This is a genomic window from Allobosea sp. NPDC055332, from assembly GCF_053645455.1.
Map to the genome: position 1 here is coordinate 1,352,200 of NZ_JBSHMO010000001.1, position 24,761 is coordinate 1,376,960.

25 protein-coding genes and 1 tRNA gene are annotated in these 24,761 nt (G+C 67.0%); 18 read left to right on the top strand and 8 right to left on the bottom strand.

The window, feature by feature from the left end:
• Positions 1 to 8 precede the first annotated feature (8 nt).
• From ntrB to ACWIGM_RS06925, 4 genes are read left to right on the top strand one after another with little or no spacing between them, the layout of a single operon-like run.
• On the top strand, positions 9 to 917 hold the full coding sequence (gene ntrB / locus ACWIGM_RS06910) for a nitrate ABC transporter permease (RefSeq protein WP_454025153.1): 909 nt from the start codon (positions 9 to 11) through the stop codon (positions 915 to 917).
• An 11-nt stretch (positions 918 to 928) separates the two neighbouring features.
• Positions 929 to 1,726, top strand: a complete 798-nt coding sequence (locus ACWIGM_RS06915) for an ABC transporter ATP-binding protein (protein ID WP_454025154.1) — start codon at positions 929 to 931, stop codon at positions 1,724 to 1,726.
• Between the two features lie 11 nt (positions 1,727 to 1,737).
• Positions 1,738 to 3,534, top strand: a complete 1,797-nt coding sequence (locus tag ACWIGM_RS06920) for a NirA family protein (RefSeq protein ID WP_454025155.1) — start codon at positions 1,738 to 1,740, stop codon at positions 3,532 to 3,534.
• Positions 3,531 to 5,114 carry a sulfite reductase subunit alpha gene (locus tag ACWIGM_RS06925; protein ID WP_454025156.1) on the top strand — a complete coding sequence of 528 codons (1,584 nt, stop codon included), beginning with the start codon at positions 3,531 to 3,533 and terminating at the stop codon, positions 5,112 to 5,114. The genes ACWIGM_RS06920 and ACWIGM_RS06925 overlap by 4 nt, the downstream gene beginning before the upstream one ends.
• Before the next feature lie 22 nt (positions 5,115 to 5,136).
• On the opposite strand, the gene ACWIGM_RS06930 is transcribed toward ACWIGM_RS06925, so the two are convergent.
• Positions 5,137 to 6,276, bottom strand: a complete 1,140-nt coding sequence (locus ACWIGM_RS06930) for a threonine synthase (RefSeq protein WP_454025157.1) — start codon at positions 6,274 to 6,276, stop codon at positions 5,137 to 5,139.
• The gene (locus tag ACWIGM_RS06935; protein WP_454025158.1) at positions 6,273 to 7,280 is read right to left on the bottom strand and encodes a succinylglutamate desuccinylase/aspartoacylase family protein; all 1,008 of its coding nucleotides are present in this window, start codon (positions 7,278 to 7,280) and stop codon (positions 6,273 to 6,275) included. The genes ACWIGM_RS06930 and ACWIGM_RS06935 overlap by 4 nt, the downstream gene beginning before the upstream one ends.
• Positions 7,281 to 7,435: 155 nt before the next feature.
• Here ACWIGM_RS06935 and ACWIGM_RS06940 point away from each other — a divergent pair, with 155 nt between their 5' ends.
• The 7 genes from ACWIGM_RS06940 (at position 7,436) to minE (ending at position 12,716) form a co-directional block, all read left to right on the top strand.
• A complete protein-coding gene (locus ACWIGM_RS06940) occupies positions 7,436 to 8,356 on the top strand; it encodes a LysR substrate-binding domain-containing protein (protein WP_454025159.1) in 921 nt (306 codons plus the stop codon).
• A gap of 145 nt (positions 8,357 to 8,501) precedes the next feature.
• Positions 8,502 to 9,386, top strand: a complete 885-nt coding sequence (gene ehuB, locus ACWIGM_RS06945; RefSeq protein WP_454025160.1) for an ectoine/hydroxyectoine ABC transporter substrate-binding protein EhuB — start codon at positions 8,502 to 8,504, stop codon at positions 9,384 to 9,386.
• Between the two features lie 11 nt (positions 9,387 to 9,397).
• Positions 9,398 to 10,066 (top strand): amino acid ABC transporter permease, encoded by a 669-nt coding sequence (locus ACWIGM_RS06950; RefSeq protein WP_454025161.1) that lies wholly within the window; start codon positions 9,398 to 9,400, stop codon positions 10,064 to 10,066.
• The gene (locus ACWIGM_RS06955) at positions 10,056 to 10,718 is read left to right on the top strand and encodes an amino acid ABC transporter permease (RefSeq protein ID WP_454025162.1); all 663 of its coding nucleotides are present in this window, start codon (positions 10,056 to 10,058) and stop codon (positions 10,716 to 10,718) included. The genes ACWIGM_RS06950 and ACWIGM_RS06955 overlap by 11 nt, the downstream gene beginning before the upstream one ends.
• Positions 10,719 to 10,855: 137 nt before the next feature.
• A complete protein-coding gene (gene minC / locus ACWIGM_RS06960) occupies positions 10,856 to 11,599 on the top strand; it encodes a septum site-determining protein MinC (RefSeq protein ID WP_454025163.1) in 744 nt (247 codons plus the stop codon).
• Positions 11,600 to 11,637: 38 nt separating this feature from the next.
• On the top strand, positions 11,638 to 12,453 hold the full coding sequence (gene minD, locus ACWIGM_RS06965; protein ID WP_454025164.1) for a septum site-determining protein MinD: 816 nt from the start codon (positions 11,638 to 11,640) through the stop codon (positions 12,451 to 12,453).
• The gene (gene minE / locus ACWIGM_RS06970) at positions 12,450 to 12,716 is read left to right on the top strand and encodes a cell division topological specificity factor MinE (RefSeq protein WP_454025165.1); all 267 of its coding nucleotides are present in this window, start codon (positions 12,450 to 12,452) and stop codon (positions 12,714 to 12,716) included. The genes minD and minE overlap by 4 nt, the downstream gene beginning before the upstream one ends.
• A 170-nt stretch (positions 12,717 to 12,886) precedes the next feature.
• Here the strand turns inward: minE and ACWIGM_RS06975 are convergent.
• A tRNA-Ser gene (locus ACWIGM_RS06975) sits at positions 12,887 to 12,976 on the bottom strand.
• 342 nt (positions 12,977 to 13,318) lie between these two features.
• Here ACWIGM_RS06975 and ACWIGM_RS06980 point away from each other — a divergent pair.
• The 5 genes from ACWIGM_RS06980 (at position 13,319) to ACWIGM_RS07000 (ending at position 16,982) form a co-directional block, all read left to right on the top strand.
• A complete protein-coding gene (locus ACWIGM_RS06980; protein ID WP_454025166.1) occupies positions 13,319 to 14,014 on the top strand; it encodes a 50S ribosomal protein L21 in 696 nt (231 codons plus the stop codon).
• A gap of 99 nt (positions 14,015 to 14,113) precedes the next feature.
• A complete protein-coding gene (rpmA, locus tag ACWIGM_RS06985) occupies positions 14,114 to 14,380 on the top strand; it encodes a 50S ribosomal protein L27 (RefSeq protein ID WP_091842353.1) in 267 nt (88 codons plus the stop codon).
• A 154-nt stretch (positions 14,381 to 14,534) separates the two neighbouring features.
• Positions 14,535 to 15,191 carry a GNAT family N-acetyltransferase gene (locus tag ACWIGM_RS06990; protein ID WP_454025167.1) on the top strand — a complete coding sequence of 219 codons (657 nt, stop codon included), beginning with the start codon at positions 14,535 to 14,537 and terminating at the stop codon, positions 15,189 to 15,191.
• A gap of 84 nt (positions 15,192 to 15,275) precedes the next feature.
• On the top strand, positions 15,276 to 16,319 hold the full coding sequence (gene obgE / locus ACWIGM_RS06995; protein ID WP_454025168.1) for a GTPase ObgE: 1,044 nt from the start codon (positions 15,276 to 15,278) through the stop codon (positions 16,317 to 16,319).
• Between the two features lie 81 nt (positions 16,320 to 16,400).
• Complete coding sequence (locus ACWIGM_RS07000; RefSeq protein WP_454025169.1) at positions 16,401 to 16,982, top strand: invasion associated locus B family protein; 582 nt, start codon at positions 16,401 to 16,403, stop codon at positions 16,980 to 16,982.
• A gap of 6 nt (positions 16,983 to 16,988) precedes the next feature.
• On the opposite strand, the gene ACWIGM_RS07005 is transcribed toward ACWIGM_RS07000, so the two are convergent.
• From ACWIGM_RS07005 to ACWIGM_RS07015, 3 genes are all read right to left on the bottom strand, one after another.
• Positions 16,989 to 18,518 (bottom strand): MFS transporter, encoded by a 1,530-nt coding sequence (locus ACWIGM_RS07005; RefSeq protein WP_454025170.1) that lies wholly within the window; start codon positions 18,516 to 18,518, stop codon positions 16,989 to 16,991.
• 127 nt (positions 18,519 to 18,645) lie between these two features.
• A complete protein-coding gene (locus tag ACWIGM_RS07010) occupies positions 18,646 to 19,203 on the bottom strand; it encodes a GNAT family N-acetyltransferase (protein WP_454025171.1) in 558 nt (185 codons plus the stop codon).
• A complete protein-coding gene (locus ACWIGM_RS07015; RefSeq protein WP_454025172.1) occupies positions 19,166 to 20,986 on the bottom strand; it encodes an ABC transporter ATP-binding protein in 1,821 nt (606 codons plus the stop codon). The genes ACWIGM_RS07010 and ACWIGM_RS07015 overlap by 38 nt, the downstream gene beginning before the upstream one ends.
• Positions 20,987 to 21,093: 107 nt before the next feature.
• On the opposite strand from ACWIGM_RS07015, the gene ACWIGM_RS07020 reads away from it, so the two are divergent.
• Complete coding sequence (locus tag ACWIGM_RS07020) at positions 21,094 to 22,230, top strand: DSD1 family PLP-dependent enzyme (protein WP_454025173.1); 1,137 nt, start codon at positions 21,094 to 21,096, stop codon at positions 22,228 to 22,230.
• Positions 22,231 to 22,250: 20 nt separating this feature from the next.
• Positions 22,251 to 23,027, top strand: a complete 777-nt coding sequence (locus ACWIGM_RS07025; protein WP_454025174.1) for a hypothetical protein — start codon at positions 22,251 to 22,253, stop codon at positions 23,025 to 23,027.
• Here ACWIGM_RS07025 and ACWIGM_RS07030 read toward each other — a convergent pair.
• Together ACWIGM_RS07030 and ACWIGM_RS07035 are read right to left on the bottom strand one after the other, a co-directional pair.
• Positions 23,016 to 23,483: a GNAT family N-acetyltransferase gene (locus ACWIGM_RS07030; RefSeq protein WP_454025175.1), complete on the bottom strand. Its 468-nt coding sequence runs from the start codon at positions 23,481 to 23,483 to the stop codon at positions 23,016 to 23,018. The genes ACWIGM_RS07025 and ACWIGM_RS07030 overlap by 12 nt on opposite strands.
• Positions 23,484 to 23,515: 32 nt before the next feature.
• Positions 23,516 to 24,673, bottom strand: a complete 1,158-nt coding sequence (locus tag ACWIGM_RS07035) for a M20 aminoacylase family protein (protein WP_454025176.1) — start codon at positions 24,671 to 24,673, stop codon at positions 23,516 to 23,518.
• Positions 24,674 to 24,761 lie beyond the last annotated feature (88 nt).

Genomic DNA, 24,761 nt, shown 5'->3' on the forward strand with positions numbered 1-24,761 from the left:
GAGACGGAATGGGTCAGGCTGCCTTGAAGGACGCTGCCATGGGAGCAAAGGTCGTCGCCTTGCCGGCCGCGAGCGCCGGCGTGGTCGCGTTGCCTCAGGCGACCGGAAAGCCGCTGCGCGAGAAGCTTGCGCCGGTGGCGAAGGCGGTGCTCGTCACCCTGGTGCCGCCGCTGATCACGGTCGCGCTGATCCTGCTGTTCTGGCAGATCGCCGCCTCCGGCCCGCAATCCTCACTGCCACCGCCGACCAAAATCTGGGCTGAAGCGAGGGACCTGATCACCGAGCCCTTCTTCTGGGCCGGTTCGCAGGATATCGGGCTCGGCTGGCGCATCCTGGTCTCGCTCCAGCGTGTCGCCATCGGCTTTGGCCTCGCCGCGATCGTCGGCATCCTGCTCGGCGCGCTCGTCGGCCAGTCGGTCTGGGCGATGCGCGGTCTCGACCCCGTCTTTCAGGTGCTGCGTACCGTGCCGCCGCTCGCCTGGTTGCCGCTCTCGCTCGCCGCGTTCCGCGACAGTCAGCCTTCGGCGATCTTCGTGATCTTCATCACCGCGATCTGGCCGGTGATCATCAACACCGCCGTCGGCATCCGCAACATCCCGCAGGACTATCGCAACGTCGCCAAGGTGCTGCGGCTGAACCAGATCGAGTTCTTCTTCAAGGTGATGGTGCCTTCGGCGGCGCCTTACATCTTCACCGGCTTGAGGATTGGCGTCGGCCTGTCCTGGCTCGCCATCGTCGCGGCCGAGATGCTGACTGGCGGCGTCGGCATCGGCTTCTTCATCTGGGACGCGTGGAACTCCTCGCGCCTCTCCGACATCATCGTGGCGCTCGTCTATATCGGCGTGGTCGGCTTCGTGCTCGACCGGCTGGTCGCCTTCATCGGCGCGATCGTCACCCGCGGCACCGCGGTTCAGTGAGGAGCGCGAGCATGACCAGCCCCTATCTCAAGATCGACCATGTCGAGAAGACCTTCCAGCGCGGCGCGGCGACGACCAATGTGCTGAAGGACGTCAGCCTCGTCATCGACAAGGGCGAATACGTCTCGATCATCGGCCATTCCGGCTGCGGCAAGTCGACCCTGCTCAACATCGTCGCCGGTTTGACGCCGGTGAGCGCCGGCGCCGTCCTGCTCGAAGGCAAGGAGGTCAATGCACCGGGGCCGGAGCGCGCCGTGGTCTTCCAGAACCACTCGCTGCTGCCCTGGCTTTCCGTCTACGACAATGTCGCGCTTGCCGTGAACAAGGTCTTTCGCGGCGTGAAGTCGAAGACCGAGCGGCATGATTGGATCATGCACAATCTCGACCTCGTCCAGATGGGGCACGCTAGGGACAAGCGGCCCGCCGAGATCTCCGGCGGCATGAAGCAGCGTGTCGGCATCGCCCGCGGCCTCTCGATGGAGCCGAAAATTCTGCTGCTCGACGAGCCCTTCGGCGCGCTCGACGCGCTGACCCGCGCCCATCTGCAGGACTCCATCATGCAGATCCACGCCGCGCTCGGAAACACGATGATCATGATCACCCATGACGTCGACGAGGCCGTGCTCCTCTCGGACCGGATCGTGATGATGACCAACGGCCCCTCCGCCCGCATCGGCGAGGCGCTCGACGTCCGGCTGGAGCGTCCGCGCAGACGTCTTGAGCTAGTTTCCGACCGCACCTACATCGCCGCGCGCGAGGCCGTGCTGAAATTCCTCTACGAGCGCCACCGCTTCGTCGAGGCGGCGTGACGGAAACGCCCATGAGCAACGATTTCTCCCCCGACCAGAAGCGCTATCTCGAAGGCTTCATGAGCGGCATGCAATCGGCTCGCGCGGCGCGTGGCCTCGGGCCGCTCGGTGGTGCGGGCGGGCAGGGCAGTGCTGCGCCGTCTGGCCCAGACAAGGAGCACGCAGAGGCCCAGGCGAAGACCGTTGCCGGGGGCGGCAAGCTGGTCGACCAGGAGAAGTGGAAGGCGGCCGAGCACCCCTTCGACGCCTATGCCCGCTTCAAGGACCAGGCGTCGTCGGGTACCTACCCCAAGCCCGAGGACAATTTCCGCTGGCGCTATCACGGCCTGTTCTATGTCGCCCCGGCGCAGGACAGCTACATGTGCCGGCTGCGCATCCCGAACGGCATCCTGAAGGCCTGGCAGTTCGAGGGCGTCGCCGATCTCGCCCAGCGGCTTTGCGGCCCCTACGCCCATGTCACCACCCGCGCCAACCTGCAGGTCCGCGAGATCAGCGCGCAGAACGCGCCGCTGCTGCTCGAAGGCCTCGCCGATCTCGGCCTCACCGCCAAAGGCTCCGGCGCTGACAACATCCGCAACGTCACGGGCTCGGCCACCGCCGGCATCGACCCGCTCGAACTGCTCGATACGCGGCCCCATGCCCGCGCCTGGCATCACCACATCCTCAACGACCGCTCGCTTTACGGCCTCCCGCGCAAGTTCAACGTCGCCTTCGACGGCGCCGGCTCGATCGCGACGCTGGAGGACACCAACGATATCGGCTTCCAGGCGATCGAGGTCGGCAAGGGCGCGTCCTTCGAGGGGCAGCCGGTCGAGCCCGGCATCTGGTATCGACTCGCGCTCGGTGGCATCACTGGCCATCACGACCTCGCCCGTGACACCGGCATCGTCGTCGCGCCCTCGGACGCCGTCGCCGTCGCCGATGCGATCGTGCGCGTCTTCATCGCCAATGGCGACCGCACCAACCGCGCCAAGGCCCGCCTGAAATACGTGCTCGACGCCTGGGGCTTCGACAAGTTCCTCGCTGCTGTCGAGGACAAGCTCGGGCGCCGGTTGATCCGGGTCGACGGCGCCTTCGTGAAGCCGCGCCCGATCTATGACCGCCTCGCTCATATTGGGGTGCACAAGCAGCTTCAGCCTGGCCTGAACTGGGTCGGTGTGGCGCTGCCGGTCGGCAAGCTCACCGCGGCCCAAATGCGGACGATCGCAGCCATTTCACGGCAGTGCGGCGATGGCGATATTCGCCTGACGGTCTGGCAGAACCTACTGATCTCCGGCGTACCGGACGCGAAGGTTGACGATGTCCTGGCTAACCTGAAGGCGATCGGCCTTTCCGCCGAAACCTCAGTGCTGCGCGCCGGCCTGATCGCCTGCACCGGCGCGACCGGTTGCAAGTTCGCCGCCGCCCACACCAAGGAGGACGCGCTCGCCATCGCCGCCCATTGCGAGCCACGGATCACGCTGGACCAGCCGGTCAACATCCACCTGACCGGCTGCCACCATTCCTGCGCCCAGCACTATATCGGCGATCTCGGCCTGATCGGCGCCAATGTGCCGGTCAACGAGGAGGGCGACACCGTGCCGGGCTACGATCTGCTGGTCGGCGGCGGCTATGGCGTCGACGGCGGCATGGCCCGACCCTTCCGCGAGAAGGTCAAGGCCGAGGAGGCTCCGGTGCTGGTCGAGGCGATCCTGCGGACCTGGCAGGTGCATCGCGCCGCGCCCGATGAAAGCTTCGTCGCCTTCGCCCGCCGCCATGAGATTGCGGCGCTGCAGGCGCTTGTCGCCGAAACCGGGGAGGCGGCATGACCGTCCAGGCGTCGAACCCGCTGGTCCAGGTCCTGCCCGAGACCGCGCCCTTCAGCGAGGAGCAGCGCTCCTGGCTCAACGGTTTCTTCGCCGGCCTGCTCTCGCTCGACAATGCCGGCGTCACCGCGCTGTCGCCGGCCGAGAATGCCGCCGTGATGGGCGAGGCCGATGACGGCGCGCCCTGGCACGATCCGGCCATGGCCATCGCCGACCGGATGCAGCTCGCCGACGGCAAGCCGTTGCCGCGCAAGCTTTTTGCCGCCATGGCGCAGCAGGATTGCGGCCAATGCGGCTATGTTTGCGAGACCTATTCGGCGGCGATCGCGGACGGCAAGGAAGGCCGGCTCAATCTCTGCGCGCCAGGCGGCAAGGAGACGCTGCGCCAGCTCAAGGCGCTGATGGAGGAAGGCGGCAGTGTGTCTGCCACTGCTCCAGCCGAACCCGCTTCAGCGACGCCTGCCAGCCCGCTCGGCCGCAGCCGCGAGAACCCAGCGCTCGCCACCTTCCTCTCGCGCCGCAAGCTCAATGGCGAGGGCTCGGAGAAGGAGACTTGGCACGTCGAGTTCGATCTCTCCGAGAGCGGCCTCGACTACATCGTCGGCGACGCCTTCGGCATTGTCGCGCAGAACGATACGCGTCTGGTCGACGCCGTCATCGCTCTGTTGGGCGCGCGGCCTGATGCCGATGTCGGCGGGAAGACCCTGCGCCAGCGGCTGCTGGCCGATTACGCGCTCGGGCCGGCACCTGATGCGCTGTTCCAGCTGATTTCCTATGTCACCGGTGGCGAGACCCGCCAGAAGGCCAAGCGGCTCGCGGCCGGCGAGGACCCGGACGGCGATCTCGACCGGCTCGACGTGCTCGGCACGCTGCACAAGTTCTCTTCGGCGCGGCTCTCTCCAGAGGCCTTCGTCGAGGCGCTCGATCCGCTACAGCCGCGGCTCTACTCGATCTCGTCGTCGTTCAATGCGACGCCGGGCCAAATCTCTCTGACGGTCGATACGGTCCGCTACAAGGTCGGCTCGCGGCCGCGCTGGGGTGTTGCCTCGACCTTTTTGGGCGAACGCGTCCAGCCCGGCGACAAGGTGCCGGTCTATGTCCAGCGCGCCCATGGCTTCGGCTTGCCGGAGAATCCGGAGACGCCGGTCATCATGTGCGGCCCCGGCACCGGCGTCGCGCCGTTCCGCGCCTTCCTGCACGACCGCAAGGCGACCGGCGCCAAGGGCAAGAACTGGCTGTTCTTCGGCCATCAGCGCCGCGCCTCGGACTTCTTCTACGAGGACGAGCTCAACGCGATGAAGGCGGAGGGTGTCCTCACCGGCCTCACCCTCGCCTGGTCGCGCGACGGCAAGGACAAGATCTATGTCCAGGACCGCATGCGCGAGCGCGGCGCCGAGCTCTTCGCCTGGCTGGAGCAGGGCGCACACTTCTATGTCTGCGGCGATGCCAAGCGCATGGCCAAGGATGTCGAGCGCGCCATGGTCGACGTCGTCGCCGAGCACGGCAAGCGCTCGGTCGACGAGGCCGTCGCCTATGTCGCGGCCTTGAAGAAGGCTGGCCGCTACCAGGCCGACGTCTACTGAACCTGCGCAGGCAGGCTGGACGCTAGTCCTCGCTGCGGGCGGTCCCGATTAGCACGAGGCTCTTCAAGCCGGGCTCCTGCGCGACCAGGCGCCGGGCGGCGGACAGCGCCGCGGCGCTCGACAGTTCCAGCTGGATGCCTTCGTCGCGAAGGCGGGCCCGGTCTCGCTCGGCCTCGGCATCGGAGACGACGATGGCGGCTCCGCCGGAGTCGCCTACCGCTTTCAGGCTCTGCAAGGTCACCGTCGGACCGTTGATCGCTGCCAGCGCCGATGTCCCGGCGAAGTGTCCGCGATAATCCGCGCCATCGATCACGCGTGAAAGGCGCGGGAACGGGTCGACCGCGACGAGACGCGGCAAATGCGCGACCTGGCCGGCGGCCTGCTGGTCGAGCAGTCCACGCCAGAGCCCCCAGAGCAGGTCGCCCCGCGCCGTCGGAACGATGATCGCGTCGGCTCGCGCAGCTGCCGGATCCTCCAGCAGTTCATAAGCGATCGTCTTGTAGGCATCGACACCGATCGGGTGGCTGCCGACCGGCGGGTTCAGGTAGTTGGTCGCCGGCAGCCAGCCATCGCTGCGGACCCTCTCGGAAACATAGCGCCAGCGAGCGAGGGAATCGGCCTCGACGTGCAGCTGGGCTCCGGCACGCAGCATCGCTTCCCGGTATCGCTCCGGCAGCGTCGGGGTCACCACCACCTGGCAAGGCAGTCCGCAGGCCTTGGCATAGGTCGCGATCGAGAGCCCGCCATTGCCGCTCGACGCCGCAATGATCCCCCGGGCCCCGATGTCGACGGCCCGCGCCACGGCCTGAGCGCTCATCCGGTCCTTGTGGGAGCCGGTCGGATTTGCCCCTTCGTCCTTGATCAGAAGCGAAGCCAGACCAAGCTCCCTGGCGATCCCTGGCATGGAACGCAGCGGCGTATCTCCCTCCCCGAAGCTCACAAAGCGCTCATAGCAAAGCCGATCGCTGAAGCCGGCCATCCCGGCATTCGCCGATCTGGAGAACGGGGCGTCCGGCCGTTTGAAGCGGGGGATCGCGCCAGCCGGGTAGCCCTGCGCGAGGCATGAAGGACAGCCCTCGACATAGTCGCCGACAGGCATGGCCTGGTCGCAGCGGATACAGACGAAGTCCACCAGACGGGGATTCAGGGCGACTTTGCTCACGCCCGCGCTCCCTTCCCGGCATAGGGAGCCAGGATCTGCAGGAGGCAATCCCCGCGCCGCGTCCAGGCGACGGCGCGCTTGCAGATGACCAGGCCGGTGGCTTCGACATGCACCGGAACCGGCAAGCGCCAGGGCGTCTCGGGGCAGTGGACATAGCCCGCGAGCGCTCCGGCGACGACCTCGCTTTCGAGGTTGACGAGACACTCGAAGACGCCATCCTCCGGGGCGAGCGTATAGGACGCGGCGCCTTCGACCTGCATCAGCCGCAACGACCGCGAATCCGGCTCCGGCTCCTCGTCCAGCATCCCGAGATGCTGCAGGACGCGGCGGATGCCATTCTCCGCGAGGCGTATCCCTTCCGGGTTGGCAGCGGCCGCGCCACCGAGCTCGGTGGTGATCGCGATGACGCCGCTGCGGGCGGCGGCGGCGGCGAATGTGCGCTCCGCTCCCTGGTTGCGGCCATCGGTGACATAGGCATAGCGCCCGCCGAACGCCCGCAACACCCCGAACTGGCGCGCGACGAGGTCGTCCGGCCCGTCGTCCCGCACGATGGCGCATGGCGCATAGTCGAGCGACGAGCCGCCCGAATGCAGGTCGATCGCCAGATCCGCCATGGGCAGCAGGACCTGCTCGACATAATGCGCGATCATCGCCGTCGGCGCACCGTCGGGGTCGCCTGGGAACAACCGGTTGAGATTGCCGCCATCCAGCGGCGAGACGCGCCGGGCGGCCGAGACGGCAGGCAGATTCAACGCCGGAAGCAAGATCAGGCGGCCGCGCAATGCTGCGGGATCGAGATCGCGGATCAGGCGACCGAGGGCGATCTGACCCTCGTATTCGTCGCCGTGAACGCCGGCGAGAAGCAGGGCTGTGGGTCCCTCCCCGTTGCGGATGCAGGTGACCGGAATCTGAATGCGGCCATAGGCGGAATCATGCTGCGAGAACGGCACGGAGAGAAAGCCGCTTTGCCTGCCTTGCCTGTCGAAATCGACGGATGTGGTCACACGCGAGCGTTGGCTCCGCTCATTGGCCGTTTGCAGCATGGCCGCCTTCCTCATCTGGGGCGGAGAGCCTCCGCCATTCGCAGCGGACGCTAGGCGGAGCGTGCCATCGTCGTCTAATACAATACGACCCACACTTCATGTTTCAGAGTTATGAGATGTCGCTGAACATCCGCCAGATCGAAGCCTTTCGCATGATCATGCAGACGGGAACGGTGACGGCCGCAGCCGAACGCCTGCGGATCTCGCAACCTGCCGTCAGCCGCCTGCTGTCCCTGCTCGAGGCCAAGGCCGGTCTGACGCTGTTCACCCGCTCCAGGCAAAGGCTGCAGCCGACGCCGGAGGCGTGGCTGTTCATGCGGGAGGTCGAGCGCTCCTTCGTCGGGCTCGACAAGCTCGAACGGGCCGCGCAGAACATCCGCAACGCCTCGACCGGCTCGTTGCGGATCGCCAGCATTCCCGTCGTCGGCTTTTCCTTCCTGCCCCGGGTTGTCGCGCGTTACCGGACCTTGCACCCCGATGTCGCCGTCACGCTGCAGACCCGCAGCTCGACCACCGTGTCGGAATGGATGTCCTCGGCCAATTTCGATCTCGGCTTTGCCGTTCCCGGCGTCGAGCAGTCCAATGTCCAGAATACGCCCTATGCCGCGATACCTGGTGTCTGCGTGCTGCCGGCAGGGCACCGCCTCGCCGCCAAGCGCGTGATCGAGCCGAAGGATCTCGAAGGCGAGGAATTCATCTCGCTCGATCCGGCCGATGCGAACCGCGTGATCGTCGACAAGGTCTTCCAGCAGGCCGATGTCCGCCGGCGCCTGAATGTCGAGGCTCCCTATGCGCTGGTCGTCGCCAATCTGGTCTGCCACGGCACCGGCGTCTCGCTGCTCAACCCACTGTCGATCCTGACCATCTCCGAGGATCTGCTGGTCGCCCGGCCGTTCCTGCCGACGGTCCGCTTCGGCTTCTCGCTGCTGACGCGCAAGGACATGCCGCTCTCCCTGACGGCGCGCGCCTTCCTGGACATCATGCGGGCCGAGATCGCCGCCCTCTATGGCGACGAGGTTCTGCTCTCGCGCTATTGACGCCAGTTCATAATCTCAATGCATGAACTGCCTGCCCATTTGTATTGGACGGTAGTGGAAGCGCGCGCCTTAATGGCCGGAAGGCGGCAGCCGAGACCTGAGGGGGCCGGCTACGCCCCCGCCTGCCCCAACCGCGGAGGAGCCCATGTCGTCGATCCGGTCCGGTGCTGTCAGAGGCATCGCATTCGCCCTCGTCACGCTGGTGGGAGCTTTGAGCGCGTCTGTCGCCCCTGCCGAGACGGTCAAGGAGCGCGTCCTGCGCGAGAAGAAGCTCTCGATCGGCATCCATAACCGCCCGCCCTGGGGTGTCCGCGGCGAGGACGGCCAGGCGACCGGCTTCCATCCCGATCTGGTCCGCGCCGCCTTCGCACCGTTCGGCGTCAGCAACATCGAGTTCACCGTCGCCGACTTCGGCGCGCTGATTCCGGCGCTGATGGCCAATCGCTTCGACCTCGTGGCCTCGGGGCTCGGCATCACGCCCGAACGCTGCAAGGTCGTCGCCTTCAGCGATCCCGACATGTCGATCGGCGACGCCGTGCTGGTGAAGGCAGGCAATCCGCTGCGCATCCACAGCTACAAGGACATCGTCGACAACCCGAAGATCCGCCTCGGCGGCTCCCGCGGCAGCGCCAATGCCCGAAACGCCACCCTGGCGGGCGTTCCGGAAGGCCAGCTGCTGCTCTTCCAGAACACGGAAGCGACCCTGGCCGCGCTCGGAGCCGGCCGCGTCGACGCCGTGACCTTCTCGGCTCCGACAGCCGTCGATTTCCTCAAGGATCCCAACGTCAAAGCGATCGAGCGGGCGAGCCCCTTCACCGGCCTCCTCAAATCGAGCGGCCGCGAGGCGGCGCTCTATTCGGCGATCGCCTTCAGGCCGGCCGACAAGGATCTGCGCGCGCTCTATGACAAGCGGCTGGCGGAGATGAAGACCGACGGCACGTTGAAGGCGTTGATGGAGAAGTACGGCTTCACCGACAAGGAGGCTCCCCCGTCGCTGAGCGGCGAGCAGATCTGCCGCGGCGAGGATTGAGAGCCACATCCATGGCAGCGGCGAGTTTCCCCGCGATCCTGGCAGGCATCTTCCAGGGCTTCCAGACGACGGCTCTCGTCACCGCCATCGGGCTCCTCTACGCGATCCCATTCGCCCTGGCCGGCGGGATCGCGCAATATCTCAGCCGCGGCCCGCTCCACTGGGCTGTCACGGCAGCGATCGAGTTCTGGCGCAGTTCCTCGGTCGTCGTCCTGCTCTTCATCTTCTACTACACCCTGCCGGTCATCGGGATCACGCTGTCGGCCATGGCCGTCGGACCGATGGTGCTCGGCCTCAATGCCGGCGGCTATGGCAGCCAGACCGTGCGCGCCGCGCTGCAATCGATCCCTGCAGGCCAGGTCGAGGCCGGACGTGCGCTCGGCCTGAAGCGCTGGCAGATTCTGATGCTGGTCGAGCTGCCCCAGTCATTCCGCTCGATGCTGCCGACCTTCGTCAACCAGGTCATCCAGCTCATCAAGGGCACCGCGCTGGTCTCGCTCATCATGCTCGCGGACATGACCTTCCGGGCAAAGGAGGTCGCCCAGGCCGCCTACAACCCGGTCGGCGTCTATTCGGCGCTCCTGCTGAGCTATTTCATCATCTGCTACCCCGTCACCATCGCCGGCCGCTGGCTCGAGGCGAGGGTTTCGCAGGGGCGAGGGCCGGCGCATGGGCTTTGACCTCGGCTTTGCCGCCTCGACCGTACCACTGATTCTGCGCTCGCTCTGGCTGACGGTCGTCGTCACGCTCGCGGCATCGGTGGGCGCCTGCGCGCTCGGCTTCTGCTGGGAGATGCTACGACGCTCGGGCGGGCGGGCGACGCGCTACGGTGTTCGCTTTCTGATCGACGCCATCCGCTCGACGCCGATCCTGGCGCAGCTCTATTTCCTCTACTTCGTGCTGCCCTTCTACGGCGTGACCCTGCCGGCTGTCGCGATCGGCGTGGTCGGCCTGAGCTTCTATTACAGCGGCTATCTCTCCGAGGTCTTCAAGGCCGGAATCGATGCGATTCCATCCGGCCAGTGGGAGGCGGCAAAGGCTCTCGGCCTGTCGCCGGCGAAAACGGTCGTCCTGGTCATCGCGCCACAGATGCTGACCAATGTCGCCGCCCCCGTCGGCAACTATGTCGTCTCGGTCCTGAAGGCGACGCCTTATCTGGCGGTCCTGGCCGTGCCCGAAATGCTCGGAGCGGCCTTCGACATCGCCTCCGACACCTTCCGCTATGCCGAACCGCTGATCGTCGCCGGCATCGTCTATCTCGCGCTGGCGCTTCTCGCCGTTCATCTCGTCCACCGCCTCGAAAGGCGGCTGCTGTCGCGCCTGCAGCGCTGAGAGACCGGCAGCCAGCAACGCCGTGGCGCATCGCCGGCCTCTCGTGTTCACGGTGAACAGACCCGGAAATCGGCCCGGCATTTTACCATCTGTTAACCATTCGTTTCCTACATCTGGGGAACCGAAAATTTACCAAGATGACCGCCGTGTTAACCCAACCCCGGCCGATCCGCCTCAAGGGGCGTTCCTACCTTGCGTTGACGCTGACGCCCGAGCTGCCTTTCGAGGACTGGCTGATGCGGCTCGACGATCTCGCCGGCCGCTCGGCCGGCTTCTTCCTGCGGCGGCCTGTCGTGCTGGACGTCGAAGGCCTCGATATCGACCGCACGCAGCTGCGCGACCTCGTCGGCAAGCTCGGCACGCGCAATGTCCGGATCATGGGGATCGAGGGCGCACGCCCCTCCATGCTCGGAACCGACCTGCCGCCGGCCATGTCGGGCGGCAAGGCGACCGGTGATATCGAGGAACCTGCGGCGGCGCCGGTTAAGGAGGCCCCTGCCCCCGTCGATAGCGTGGCTGAGATGCCGGCCGCGCCGCTGCCAACCCAGGGCACGCCAGCCTCGCTCGTCGTCACCCAGCCGGTGCGCTCCGGCCAGTCGATCTTCGCCGAGGGCGACATCACCATCATCGGCTCGGTCGCATCCGGCGCCGAGGTCATCGCCGGCGGCTCGATCCACATCTACGGCACGCTGCGCGGACGGGCGATGGCCGGCACACTCGGCAACGCCGCCGCACGCATCTTCTGCCGCAAGCTCGAGGCCGAGATGGTCGCCATCGACGGCTTCTACAAGACGGCCGAGGACCTCGAATCCAATCTGCGCGGCAAGCCCGTCCAGTTCTGGCTCGAAGGCGAGACCTTCACGGCCGGATCACTCGCCTGAAACAACGACAGCACGTCCACCGGAACTAGGAGAGGTCAATGGGCAAGGTCATCGTGGTCACATCGGGCAAGGGCGGCGTCGGCAAGACGACCTCCTCCGCCGCCCTGGGCGCGGCTCTGGCGCAGAATGGCGACAAGGTCGTGGTCGTCGACTTCGATGTCGGCCTGCGCAATCTCGACTTGGTCATGGGCGCCGAGCGGCGCGTGGTCTACGACCTCGTCAACGTCATCCAGGGCGAGGCCAAGCTGACGCAGGCACTGATCCGCGACAAACGGCTGGAGTCGCTCTATCTGCTGCCGGCCTCGCAGACGCGCGACAAGGACAACCTCACGGCAGAAGGCGTCGAGAAGGTCGTCGGCGCGCTGAAGACCCATTTCGACTGGGTGATCTGCGACAGCCCGGCCGGCATCGAGCGCGGCGCCACCCTCGCCATGCGCCATGCCGACGTTGCGATCGTCGTGACCAACCCGGAAGTCTCCTCGGTGCGCGATTCGGACCGCATCATCGGCCTGCTCGATTCGAAGACGGTGAAGGCCGAGAACGGCGAGCGCATGGAGAAGCACCTGCTCCTTACCCGCTACGACCCCGCCCGCGCCGAGCGCGGCGACATGCTGAAGGTCGACGACGTCCTCGAGATCCTGTCGATCCCGTTGCTCGGCATCATCCCCGAGAGCATGGACGTGCTGCGCGCCTCCAATATCGGCTCGCCGGTCACCCTGGCGGATGAGCGCAGTGCCCCGGCGCTCGCCTATTTCGACGCGGTGCGTCGACTCAAGGGCGAGAGCCTCCCCGTCACCATCCCCGGCGAGAAGCGCGGCTTCTTCGGCAAGATCTTCGGAAGGAAAGCGGCATGAACCTGCGTCGTCTCTTCTTCCGCACGCAGTCGGCCCCGGCCGCACGCGAGCGTCTGCAGGTCCTGCTCGCCCATGAGCGCCTGTCGGCCGACGGTTCTGACCTCGTTACCAAGCTGCGCGACGAGATCCTGCAGGTGATCGCCAGGCATGTGCAGGTCGACGACGAGAAGGTCAGCGTCCGGATGGAACGCGGTCCCCAGGTCTCGACGCTCGCCGTCGATATCGAGATCCCGTTCGACGCAGACAAGAAGAAGGCGGCCTGAGGGCCGCCTTTTTTACCGGGGCGCTAGCCCGAATCCTTTGCGGCCGGTCGCGGCCCGCGCCGCTGCGAGAACTGCCGGGGAATGGCTACGTCCAGCTGTGGGCGGCCACAGACCGGCGAAGTCGCGGCTTCGCTTAATCTCTCTGGAAAATCAATCCCTTGGCGGGATGATGGCGGACAGGGAGGGATTTGAACCCCCGATACCCTTGCGGGTATGCCGCATTTCGAGTGCGGTGCATTCAACCTCTCTGCCACCTGTCCGCGGTCGCTCTGGTCGAAGCGGGGTGCTTACTACACATTGCATCCGCCCGGCACAAGCCTTTCCGAAGCGATGTGGCGAGAAGTCTGTCACAGCTCTGAAATCCTTCGCAGCCATGCTGCTTTGCCTTGACGGATCGCCCCTGCGCGACTAGGAAGCCGCGTCCGGCGTGGGGAAACCCGCGCCTGATCTCTTTTGGCTGCCGCCGACGGCGCCGCTCCAATGCGGCCGGCTCAGCGGGCTTCAAGAGCAACCCGACCACGCAACCGACTGCCAAAAAGCCGTCCCGCGTGCGCCCCTCAGGGGCTCATGACAGGGCGGGGCTCAACATGGAGAACACTAAGATGTTCGCAGTCATCAAGACCGGCGGCAAGCAGTTCCGCGTCGCCGCCAACGACCGCATTACCGTCGCCAAGATCGAGGGCAACCCGGGCGACACCGTCGCTTTCGGCTCCGTCCTGATGCTGACCGATGGCGAGAAGTCGACGATCGGCGCTCCCTTCCTCGGTGACATCACCGTCGCCGGCGAGATCGTCGAGCAGGCCCGCGGCGAGAAGGTCATCGCCTTCAAGAAGCGCCGTCGCCAGAATTCCAAGCGCAAGCGCGGCTTCCGCGCCGAGCTGACCGTGGTGCGCATCACCGACATTCTCACCGGCGGCAAGAAGCCGGAGATGAAGAAGGGCGAAGCCGCCCCGGTCGCGCTCAAGGCCGGCAGCGAAACCGTCAAGGGCAAGGCTGCGGCCAAGCCTGCAAAGGCCAAGGCTGAAGCCAAGGCCGAGGGCCTCGACGCCTCCAACCTCTCGCTGATCTCGGGCGTCGGTCCGACCATCGAGAAGAAGCTGCGCGCCGCCGGCATCACTTCCTGGAACGACATCGCCGCCTGGACCGAGGCCGATGTCGCCAAGTGGGACGAGGAGCTCAAGCTGCGTGGCCGCGCCACCCGCGAGGAGTGGGTCGAGCAGGCCAAGGAGCTGCTCGCCGGCAAGCCGCCGCGGGCCAAGGCCGACCAGGCCGAGCTCGCTTCCGGCGAGGACTACTGACCGGGGCTGACAGGCTCCGCGCAGCTTCACGCCCGGTCGGGGTGGCTTTTGCCACCGATTCGGGTTACATCGACTGAAGAGTTTTTGAGGTAGGGCGTTATGGCTCACAAAAAGGCAGGCGGCTCGTCGCGCAACGGTCGCGACTCCGAAAGCAAGCGTCTCGGCGTGAAGCGCTTCGGCGACCAGGCGGTCGTGGCCGGCAACATCATTATTCGTCAACGCGGCACCAAATGGCATGCGGGCGTGAACGTCGGCATGGGCAAAGACCATACGCTCTTTGCCACGTCGAACGGTCGCGTCCGATTCACGACGAAGCTCGGCCGAGCTTTCGTGAACGTAGTCCCGGCCCAAGAGGCCGCAGAATAAACGGCGGATAGGGAATGTTCTCGATCCGCCGGTTCCATCGAACCGGACGGATCAAGGGAATAAAAGCCCGAAAGCGGGTTTCCCGAAGGTCAGCGAGGGGGAGATGGGACCAAAGCCCATCTCCCCCTTTCGTTTGCGCCGACGGAGAGACCTGATGTTCCCCGAATTGACGAGAGACGACGTCTTCCGGCTCGAGACCAGGCGGCTATGGCTGCGTTGGCCGCGGATTGCCGACTCGACCGCTATTCTGCGCCTCGCAGGCGAGAAGGCGGTTGCCGAGATGACGGCCTCGATCCCGCATCCCTATCCGACCCAGGCGGTCGATCCCTTCGTCTTCGCCACCCGCAAGGGCAATGCGCTCGGCGAGCATCTCGTGCTGGCGATCACCCCGCGCGATAAGCCGAACGAACTGATCGGCATGATCGGCGCGCACAAGCAGGCGAGCGGGCGGCCCTTCATCGGCTACTGGCTCGGCACGCCGCATTGGAACAAGGGCTACGCCACCGAGGCGGTGCAGGCACTGATCGACACCATGTTCTCGCTGGTCGAGATCGATGCGATCGAGGCCGACACTCGCGTCATCAACCCGGCCTCGCGCCGGGTCCTGGAGAAGAGCGGTTTCCGGCAGGAAGGCTCCTTCCTGAAGTCGCTGCCGGCGCGCGGTGGCCTCTTCCCCTGCGAGCAGTTCCGGCTCGACCGCTCGACCTGGGCGGCGCTGAAGAGCTGGAGCGCTTCGGGCTGGGCTCCGCTGCCGGCGGCAGAACAGCAGCAGCAGGCTGAACGCTTCAGCGAAGAGCCCTGCATGGCCTGAAAAATACGCGGGCCCGCCTCAAGGCGGGCCCGTTTCGCGCCTTGGCGCATTGCCCTGCCCGGCGCATACGACTACCTAGCGTTCATGAAATTCCTCGACCAAGCCAAGATCTATGTGAAAGCCGGTGACGGCGGCGCCGGCTGCGTCTCGTTCCGGCGCGAGAAGTTCATCGAGTTCGGCGGCCCCAATGGCGGCGATGGCGGGCGCGGCGGCGACGTCGTGGTCGAATGCGTCCAGGGCCTGAACACGCTGATCGACTTCCGCTTCCAGCAGCACTTCAAGGCCAGGATCGGCGAGCACGGCATGGGCAAGGACCGCCATGGCGCCAATGGCCCGGCGATCGTCCTGAAGGTCCCCCCGGGTACCGAGATCCTCGACGAGGACGGCGAGACGCTGATCGCCGACCTGACCGAGCCCGGCCAGCGCTTCGTGCTGTGCAAGGGCGGCAATGGCGGCTTCGGCAACGCCTATTTCAAGACCTCGACCAACCAGGCCCCGCGCCATGCCAATCCGGGCCTGCCCGGCGAGGAGCGCTGGGTCTGGCTGCGGCTCAAGCTGATCGCCGATGCCGGCCTCGTCGGCCTGCCCAATGCCGGCAAGTCGACTTTCCTCGCCACGGTGACGGCGGCGAAGCCCAAGATCGCCGACTATCCCTTCACCACGCTCCATCCCGGCCTCGGCGTCGTCCGTGTCGATGCCCGCGAGATGGTGCTCGCCGACATTCCCGGCCTGATCGAGGGCGCGCATGAGGGCCACGGCCTCGGCGACCGCTTCCTCGGCCATATCGAGCGCTGCCGCGTGCTCCTGCATCTGGTCGAGGGCACGACCGAGCATGCCGGCAAGGCCTACAAGACGGTGCGCAAAGAACTCGCCGCCTATGGCGCCGATCTCGACGAGAAGCCGGAGATCGTCGCGCTCTCCAAAGTCGACGCGCTGACGCCCGAAGTGCGCAAGGAGCAGCTCGCCCGTCTGAAGCGCGCTTGCGGGCGCACGCCGATCGCCCTGTCTGCCGCCTCGGGTGAAGGCGTCGAGGCAGCGCTGCGCGCGGTCTTCGCGGTGGTCGAGGAAGCCCGCGCCCAGGAGGTCAAGGACGAGGCTCCGGCGCAGGAGACCGGCTGGCATCCTTGACAGCCGTTCACAACTTCGACTTGCGCGGCGGTCACACCTGGTCTTGAAGTCGGCGATTGCCCGCTTTGGACCGTTACTGCCATGCTGAGACGACAGACTGCCCTCGCCCTCTCCGCTGCTCTCCTGGCAGGAACGGCTTTTGCCCAGGCCCCGGCGCAACGTCCCACCCAGCAGCGACCGGGCCAGGCGCAGGTGACACCGGTGCCCGGCGCTGTCTCCCAGCCCGATAATACCACCGCGAGCTATGGCGACTGGGTGCTGCGCTGCCAGCAGAGCGTCGCGGCCCGCGTCTGCGAGATCGTCCAGACCCTGGAGCAGCAGGGCCAGCGCGGTCCGATCGCGCTCGTCGCCATCGGGCGGCCGGTCAAGGACGAGCCGATCAAGCTGGTGATCCAGGTGCCGCCGAACCTTGCGCTCGGCGACAAGGTCAGTGTGCGCGTGGTCGTCGCCGAGAAGGACGAGGCCGTCGCGGTCTTCCAGCGCTGCCTGCCCGGCGGCTGCTTCGCCGAGGCCAGTCTGAGCGACGACGTCTTCAAGCGCTGGCGCGGCTTCGGCGAAGCCGGCCAGATGCGCTATCTCGACGCCGGCAAGCGTGAGGTCACGCTGCCCCTCTCCTTCCGCGGCTTCCCGGCTGCGGCCGAAGCGCTGCTGCGCGAGCCCTGATAGGCGTCAATGCGCCCCTGAGGGCCGGGCGTCGCGCAGGGCGGTCAGCGCCACGGCGATACAGAAGACCATGCCGGCGATCGCAATCAGCGCGACGGCGTGGAAGCCGGTCATGAAGGCTTCGCGCGCCGCCTGCAGCAGATGCGCCGACTGGTCAGGCGCCAGTTGCTCGGCCGCGGCGAGTGCCCCACCCAGCGTCGAGCGTGCCGGCGCCAGCGTCGCGCCGTCGACGCCCGCGACCGAAAGGTCCGCCATACTCTGGCGATAGAGCGCCGTGCCAAGGCTGCCGAAGACGGCGATCCCCAGCGCGCCGCCGAGCTCGATGCTGGTCTCGGACATGGCCGATGCCGCACCGGCCCGCTCCTGCGGCGCCGAGCCGACCACGATCCCCGTCGTCAGCGCGATCACCGGCGTGAAGCCGATCGAGAACACGATCGACGAAGCAACGATCTGGACGAGGTTCGGCGCGAAGGCGAGCCAGGCGAAGCCCAGCCCCGAGAGCACCATGCCGCCCGCCATCAGCGTCGCCGGCTTGAAGCGCACGGTCAGCGGCGTCACGGCGAAGGAAGCGAGCGTGAAGGCGATTGCCGACGGCAGCGACCAGATGCCCGCTTCCAGCGGCGTCAGCCCAGCGACGAGCTGGAGATACTGCGCCATGAAGATGAAGCTGCCGAACATCACCATGATGCCGGCGAGGTTGATCGCCAGCGCCGCGCGGAAAGCCGGGATCCCGAACAGAGTGAGGTCGACCATCGGATCGGCAAGATGCTTCTGCCGGCGCGCGAACACCACGCCGAACACGAGCCCGGCAACGATGAAGGCTACGGTATAGGCGGAAAGTCCGAATTCCGCCCAGTGCTTCACCCCGTAGATCACCGGCAGGATCGCCGCCAGCGAGAGCAGTGCGCTGGCCAGGTCGAGCCGGCCGGCCTGCGGCGCCTTGTATTCCGGCAGCAGGATCGGGCCGATCACGAGCAGGATCAGCATCGGCGGCACCGCGATCAGGAAGACCGAACCCCACCAGAAATACTCGATCAGAGCCCCGCCGACCAAGGGGCCGATCACGGCGCCGGCAGAGAAGCTCGCGATCCACATCGAGATCGCGAAGGTGCGCTCGGTCTCGTCCTCGAACATCACTGCGATCAGCGAGAGCGTCGAGGGCGCCAGCGTCGCCCCGGCGATGCCGAGCAGTGCTCGCGTGACGATCAGCATCTCGGTGCTGGTCGAGAAGGCGGCAACGGTCGAGGCGACACCGAAGGCGGCGGCTCCGATCAGCAGGAGCTTGCGCCGGCCGATGCGGTCGCCGAGCGTGCCCATGGTCATCAGGAAGCCGGCGACCATGAAGCCGTAGATGTCGATGATCCAGAGCAGTTCGCCCGCCGAAGGCTTCAGCTCGCGCGTCAGCGTCGGCACGGCAAGGTTCAGGACCGTCAGGTCCATCGAATAGATCATGCAGGGGAAGGCGATCGCGATCAGGCCCAGCCATTCGCGGCGAGTGGCTTTGCGCGCCGGCGCGGCGGTGGTCGAAGTCGTCACGGCAAAATCTCTTTCAACTTTTTAAGCCGGCACACTGCCAATAGAATGTGGCAGGTCCTGTCAGCAGATGCCTGCCGCATCTGCATACCCGCCATGCTTGCATCGGCGCAGTTGCGCCCGCTGGGCTCTACGCTGGCCGTCCGCGCCGCAGCAGCAGCGTATCATGCCCTGAGAAGCTGACGATGCGCTCATCGCGGAACCCGAAGCGGCGGGCGAGCCGGAGCGAGGGCTCATTCTCCGGCGCGATCAGGCAAACCGAGCCGTCATGCCCGCTCTGGCCGTCGAGCCAGGCGAGCGCGGCGGTGAGTGCTTCGCTCGCAAAGCCTTGGCCATGCGCCCAGCTCGCGAGCACCCAACCGGCCTCCGGTATGCCGCGGATCGACGGCTCGACCATCCGATGGAAATCCGCGAAGCCGAGATCGCCGACGAAGCGGCCGCTCGCCTTCTCGGTCACTGCCCAATAGCCATAGCCGAGCAGCGGCCATAGCCCGCGATAGCGCAAGAGCCGCATCCAGGCCTCCTGCGCACTCGAGGGCTGGCCGATATGATGCACCACCGCCGCATCGCCCCACATCCGGCAAAGCGGCTCGAAATGCTCGACGCTGTGCAGGTCGAGGATGAGGCGTTCGGTCTCCAGGCGAATGGCCCTAACCCTCCGCGAACTGCAGTCGGTAGAGCCGCGCATAGGCGCCATCGCGGGCGATCAGCGTATCGTGATCGCCGGTCTCGATCACCTTGCCCTCGTCGAGCACGACGATCTGGTCGGCCTCGCGCACGGTCGAGAGCCGGTGCGCGATGACGAGCGTGGTCCGGCCCTTCATCAGCTCCGCCAGCGCCTGCTGCACCAGCCGCTCCGACTGAGTGTCGAGGGCCGAAGTCGCCTCGTCGAGCAGAAGGATCGGCGCATCCTTGAGGATAGCGCGGGCAATGGCGAGGCGCTGGCGCTCGCCGCCGGAAAGTCGCGAGCCGCGCTCGCCGACCCGGCTGTCATAGCCCTCCGGCATCGCCATGATGAAGTCGTGCGCCGCTGCCGCCTTGGCTGCCGCGACGATGTCGGCCTCGCTCGCGCCGGGACGGCCGAAACCGATATTGGCGCGCACCGTGTCGTCGAACAGCACGACGTCCTGGCTGACCACGCCGATCTGGCCGCGCAGACTCACTAAGGCCACGTCGCGAATGTCCTGCCCATCGATCTCGACCTTGCCCTCGGTGGCATCGTAGAGCCGCGGCACCAACGCCAGCATGGTCGACTTGCCCGAGCCCGATCGGCCGACCAGCGCCGTGGTCTTGCCGGCCTCGGCCACGAGGTCGATGCCTTCGAGCCCACGCTGGTCGTCGCGATAGCGGAAGCGCAGTTCGCGGAAGGCAACTTCGCCACCGCTCACCGCCAGAGGCCTGGCGTCCGGGCGCTGCGTGATCAGCGGCTTCTCGTCGATCAGCGCGTAATAGCGCTTCAGCGAGGCGCCGGCTTCCTGGACGATGGCGTTGAGATTGCCGAGCGAGCGCATCGGCTGCGCCGCCAGCAGCAGCGCCGAGACATAACCGGTGAAGTCGCCAACGGTCGAGCTGCCCGAGGTGATGCGCACGCCGATCGCGGCAAGCACGCCGGCGACCGCGATGCCGCCACCGACTTCGAGGAGCGGATCGAGCCGGCCGCGGGCATTCGCGGCCTTCATCTTCAGCGCCCGGATCGTCTCGAAGGCGGAAGCCGCACGCCCCTTCAGATAGGGCTCGAGCGAATCGGTTTTGGCGACGCGGGCGCCCTGCAGGCTCTCGGTGACCAGGCTCGCCATAATGCCAGTCTGCTCCTGCTGCGAAGCGGCCATCCGGCGCAGCTTCTTGCCGATCCGGCCGATCGGCCTGGCGACAATCGGCGCGATCAGCAGCACCACGGCCGTCATCTTCCAGTCGATCCAAAGCATGGCGCCGACCAGCGCGATCGCCGTCATCACGTCGCGGATCGCGATATTGACCAGCCGCGTCAGTGCCTCCTTGACGAAGGTGAAGTCGGTGGTGAAGCGCTGCGTCAGCGAAGCCGGGTTCTCCCGCTGGAGCTGGGCAAGGTCAGCGTCGATCAGGTGGTCGTAGAGCGCGCTCTGCATGTCCGCCTCGATCCGGCTGACGACGCTGTTGGTCATCACGGTCTGGGTGAGCAGCGAAAAGCCCTTGATCGCGGTGACGATCACCACGACCACGGCGACGGCGTTGACGACGCCGATCTCGAAATCGATCGATTTCGACACCAGGCGCTCCATGCGGCGCACGAAGCCGGTCGCCTCGGCCCCGATCGGGTCGGCGAAGGCGTCGAAGGCCGCCTTGATCAAGAGCGGATAGAAACTCGTCGTCGCCGCGATGACCACGACGAGGGCGAGGATGGTGAGCATTTGCGGCAGGTATTGCCGCCCGCGCTCGCGCCAAACTCGGGCGAAGAGCGCAAGGGTGTCGTCGGTGACGCGGCCGATCTTCATGGGGCGCGGCCTAACATGGCCGCCATGCGAGCGCCACTACCGGTCTTGCTCCGGACACGAAGCTGACGTCCGATGGCCATGAGTTGATTCACCAGATTCGAGAGCACATGCCCCTTTCCCCGCCGGCCCGGCCCGGACAGCCTTTCGCCGAGATCGACACCCCCGCTTTGATCATCGATCTCGACGCCTTCGAGCGGAATCTCGTCACCATGGCGGCCTTTGCCGAGGCGACGGGCGTGCGTCTGCGCCCGCATGCCAAGACGCACAAGAGCCCCGAGGTCGCCCTGCGCCAGATCGCCCATGGCGCGGTTGGGCAATGCTGCCAGAAGGTCGGGGAAGCGGAGATCCTGGTCGCCGGCGGCGTCACCGACGTGCTCGTCACCAACGAGATCGCCGGCGCCAGCAAGCTCGACCGGCTGGCCAAGCTCGCCCGCGACGCCCGTATCGGCCTCTGCGTCGACCATATCGACGGTGTGCGCGAGGCGGCCGAGGCGGCGGCGCGCAACGATATGGTCCTCGATGTGCTGGTCGAGCTCGACATTGGCGGGCGCCGCTGCGGCGTCGCGCCCGGCGAAGCAGCGGTCCGGCTCGCCGAGGCGGTGGCGCGCAGCAACACGCTGCGCTTCCGCGGCGTGCAGGCCTATCATGGCTCGGCCCAGCACATGCGCTCGGTCGACGAGCGCAGCGAGGCGATCGAGCGCGCCGGACTGCTCACCCGCAATGTGATCGAGCGCCTCGCCCAGGCCGGACTCGCCTGTGAGACCGTCGGCGGCGCCGGCACCGGCACCTTCGAGCTGGAGAGCCGTTCCGGCATCTGGAACGAGCTGCAATGCGGCTCCTACATCTTCATGGATGCCGATTATGCGCGCAATCGCATGGCCGACGGCTCGGCCTTCCACACCTTCCAGCACGCGCTGTTCGTGCTCGCCGGGGTGATGAGCAAGCCGGTGCCGGACCGTGCCATCGTCGATGCCGGCCACAAGGCGGCGGCGGTTGATTCGGGCATGCCCGTGCCGTGGCAGCGTGATGGCGTGATCTACACCAAGCCCTCCGACGAACACGGCATCCTGACCGGCGACCCCGTCGCCGTGCCGCATCGCGGCGACCGTGTCCTGCTCGTGCCCGGTCATTGCGACCCGACCGTCAACCTGCACGACTGGTATGTCTGTGTGCGCGGGCTCAATGGTCCCGATGCCCATGTCGAGGCGGTCTGGCCGGTCGCAGCGCGCGGCGCCCTCAGCTAGGCGTGCTCGCCGAGCTCGCTTTGAGTGCGTTGACCCCGGCCGCGCCGCTGGCGCGCCGGTTCGGCCTGCTGCGGGAGGGCGTCGCGCTCTGGTCGCGCGGCCTGCGCCAGCGCAAGGCCTGGGAGCCGCATCAGGCCCGCTGCCGCGCCATCATCGCCGAGATCGCAGCCTCCCTGCCACGCCGCCGCAAGGTCGTGGTGCTCGGCTCCGGCCCTGCGCGCGACATTCCGCTGGACGCTCTCTGTGCCAGCTTCGAGCAGGTCGTGCTCGTCGACATCGTCCATCTGCCGCTGCTGCGTCTGAAGCTCTGGCGGCAGGGCAAGGTCAGCCTCCTCAGCCGCGACCTCACCGGCGCCATGGCCTGGCTCGCCGGCGAGGCGCAGGATCGGCAGGACCCGCTGGCGGACCTCGCTGCCGACGACAGCGTCGATCTCGTAATCTCAGCCAATTTGCTGTCGCAGCTCGCCTGGCCAGTGGCCGACTGGCTCGAGAACAATCCCGCCCGCGCCGCTGCCTTGCCCGACAATCTGCCGGCCCGCTGCATCGCCTGGCATCTCGATGATCTCTCTCGCTTCAAGGGCCATGTCTGCCTGATCAGCGATGTCGAGATGGTCGAGCGCGACCGCATCGGGGCAATCCACGAGCGACTCGACCTGATGTATGGCGTCGGCTTGCCGAAGGAGGACGAGAGCTGGCTCTGGCCAGTCGCGCCCTTCGGCGAAGCCGAGCGCGACCGGGAATTTGTGCACAAGGTCTGCGTTTGGCGACGATATGAGGGCCGTTCGTCAGCCCTCTGACATCATGTAGACCTTGTGCACCACCCCGTTCTCAGTCCTGTGGGTCCGGAAGCCTCGCGCCTCGTAATAGGCAAGACCCATCGGGTTATCGTCGCGGATAGCGGCATCGATCCGGCCGATACCCGCCTCCGAGGCAGCCTGTCGCGTGACCGCGAACAGTGTCGTGCCGACCCCCTTACGGCCGGCGCGCGGCGAGACATGCGTCCCGATGCTCCCCCAGCCATCCGGCGTTCCATAGGGATCGCCTGGCCGCGCCCGGCGCAGAGACTGGAAACCGAGGACCGTCCCGGCATCGTCGAGCGCGACCGTGCAGGCGACGCGGTCGGGATGGGCGATATAGGTCGCGAGAACGAAGTCGGGGTCACTGGGACGTTCTCGCCCATACGCGGCGATGATGGCGCGCAGGACGGCGCTCATCGCTTCAGCATCGCTGGTGACGGCAGGTCGTGTTCGCATACCGCCGGATCCTTCCGCTGCGAGCTTCGCCCTCACGCCACAGCCAGACGTCGCCTGACGATCTCGGTGTGAAAGCGTGCGCCGTGGATCAGCCCTTCGTCGTCAAAATCGTAGCGTGGGTTGTGCAGCGGCGCGCTGTTGCCATTACCCACGAATGAGAAGCAACCCGGCACATGCGCGAGGAAGCGTGCGAAATCCTCCGAGCCTGTGAACGGCTCCGACACCACCGAGACATTCTCGGCGCCGAGCACCTCCCGCGCCGTCTCCAGCGCCGCCTCGGTCTGGGCCGGCTGATTCAGCAGCGGCACGAATTCGCGCGTGTAGGTGACGGAGTGCTCGACATTGTAGGCGCGCGCGATGCCTTCGCTGATCACCCGCATCTGCGCCTCGATCTCGGCGCTGACTTCCGGATGGAAGCTGCGGGCGTCGCCGAGGATGCGCGCTTGCCCCGGCAGGGCGTTGCGGGTGCCGTCGGTGAGCAGCTCCGTCACCGAGACCACGGCGATCTGCGCCGGGCTGAGGCGCCGCGAGACGATTGTCTGCAGGCTGGTGACCAAAGCGCAGGCGGCGATCAGGGTCTCGTTGCCGACATGCGGGCGGGCGGCATGGCCGCCGACGCCGGTGAGGACGATCTCAAAATTATCCTCCGCCGACATGATCGGCCCGGTGCGGGTCTGGAACTTGCCAACCGGCAGCCCCGGCGCGTTGTGCAGCCCGTAGATCTCCTCGAACGGGAAGCGCTCCAGCAATCCGTCATCGAGCATGGCGAGCGCGCCGCGCCCCCATTCCTCGGCCGGCTGGAAGACGAAGCGCACCGTGCCGTCGAAGCCGCCCTCTTCCGCCAGCAGTTTCGCCGCGCCGAGCAGCATGGCGGTGTGCCCGTCATGGCCGCAGGCATGCATGACGCCGGGATTGCCCGAGCGATAGGGCAGCTCGCCCTGCTCGGGGATGCGCAGCGCGTCCATGTCGGCCCGCAGCGCGATCGCGCGGTTGCCGCTGCCGCGCTTCAGCGTGCCGACGACGCCGGTACCGCCGATGCCCTCGGCGACATCGTCCAGACCGAACTCGCGCAGCTTGCCGGCCACGAAGGCGCCGGTGCGCTTCTCCTCGAAGCCGAATTCCGGATGGGCATGCAGGTCGCGGCGCCAGCCGGTCATCTCCTGCACGAGTGTGTCGAGATCGATCGTCACGGGGCTGTCCCTGCCTGCTTCACTCGGCCGGAAGACTATGCCTGCGCCGGCGCAAGAGGCGCTGCAAATGTCGGCCCGATTTGCAAGC

Bases quoted from the DNA above. Each gene is read 5' to 3' on its own strand.
- ntrB (WP_454025153.1), top strand. From the start codon at position 9: ATGGGTCAGGCTGCCTTGAAGGACGCTGCCATGGGAGCAAAGGTCGTC.
- ACWIGM_RS06915 (WP_454025154.1), top strand. From the start codon at position 929: ATGACCAGCCCCTATCTCAAGATCGACCATGTCGAGAAGACCTTCCAG.
- ACWIGM_RS06920 (WP_454025155.1), top strand. From the start codon at position 1,738: ATGAGCAACGATTTCTCCCCCGACCAGAAGCGCTATCTCGAAGGCTTC.
- ACWIGM_RS06925 (WP_454025156.1), top strand. From the start codon at position 3,531: ATGACCGTCCAGGCGTCGAACCCGCTGGTCCAGGTCCTGCCCGAGACC.
- ACWIGM_RS06940 (WP_454025159.1), top strand. From the start codon at position 7,436: ATGTCGCTGAACATCCGCCAGATCGAAGCCTTTCGCATGATCATGCAG.
- ehuB (WP_454025160.1), top strand. From the start codon at position 8,502: ATGTCGTCGATCCGGTCCGGTGCTGTCAGAGGCATCGCATTCGCCCTC.
- ACWIGM_RS06950 (WP_454025161.1), top strand. From the start codon at position 9,398: ATGGCAGCGGCGAGTTTCCCCGCGATCCTGGCAGGCATCTTCCAGGGC.
- ACWIGM_RS06955 (WP_454025162.1), top strand. From the start codon at position 10,056: ATGGGCTTTGACCTCGGCTTTGCCGCCTCGACCGTACCACTGATTCTG.
- minC (WP_454025163.1), top strand. From the start codon at position 10,856: ATGACCGCCGTGTTAACCCAACCCCGGCCGATCCGCCTCAAGGGGCGT.
- minD (WP_454025164.1), top strand. From the start codon at position 11,638: ATGGGCAAGGTCATCGTGGTCACATCGGGCAAGGGCGGCGTCGGCAAG.
- minE (WP_454025165.1), top strand. From the start codon at position 12,450: ATGAACCTGCGTCGTCTCTTCTTCCGCACGCAGTCGGCCCCGGCCGCA.
- ACWIGM_RS06980 (WP_454025166.1), top strand. From the start codon at position 13,319: ATGTTCGCAGTCATCAAGACCGGCGGCAAGCAGTTCCGCGTCGCCGCC.
- rpmA (WP_091842353.1), top strand. From the start codon at position 14,114: ATGGCTCACAAAAAGGCAGGCGGCTCGTCGCGCAACGGTCGCGACTCC.
- ACWIGM_RS06990 (WP_454025167.1), top strand. From the start codon at position 14,535: ATGTTCCCCGAATTGACGAGAGACGACGTCTTCCGGCTCGAGACCAGG.
- obgE (WP_454025168.1), top strand. From the start codon at position 15,276: ATGAAATTCCTCGACCAAGCCAAGATCTATGTGAAAGCCGGTGACGGC.
- ACWIGM_RS07000 (WP_454025169.1), top strand. From the start codon at position 16,401: ATGCTGAGACGACAGACTGCCCTCGCCCTCTCCGCTGCTCTCCTGGCA.
- ACWIGM_RS07010 (WP_454025171.1), bottom strand. From the start codon at position 19,203: ATGCGCGGCTCTACCGACTGCAGTTCGCGGAGGGTTAGGGCCATTCGC.
- ACWIGM_RS07015 (WP_454025172.1), bottom strand. From the start codon at position 20,986: ATGAAGATCGGCCGCGTCACCGACGACACCCTTGCGCTCTTCGCCCGA.
- ACWIGM_RS07020 (WP_454025173.1), top strand. From the start codon at position 21,094: ATGCCCCTTTCCCCGCCGGCCCGGCCCGGACAGCCTTTCGCCGAGATC.
- ACWIGM_RS07030 (WP_454025175.1), bottom strand. From the start codon at position 23,483: ATGCGAACACGACCTGCCGTCACCAGCGATGCTGAAGCGATGAGCGCC.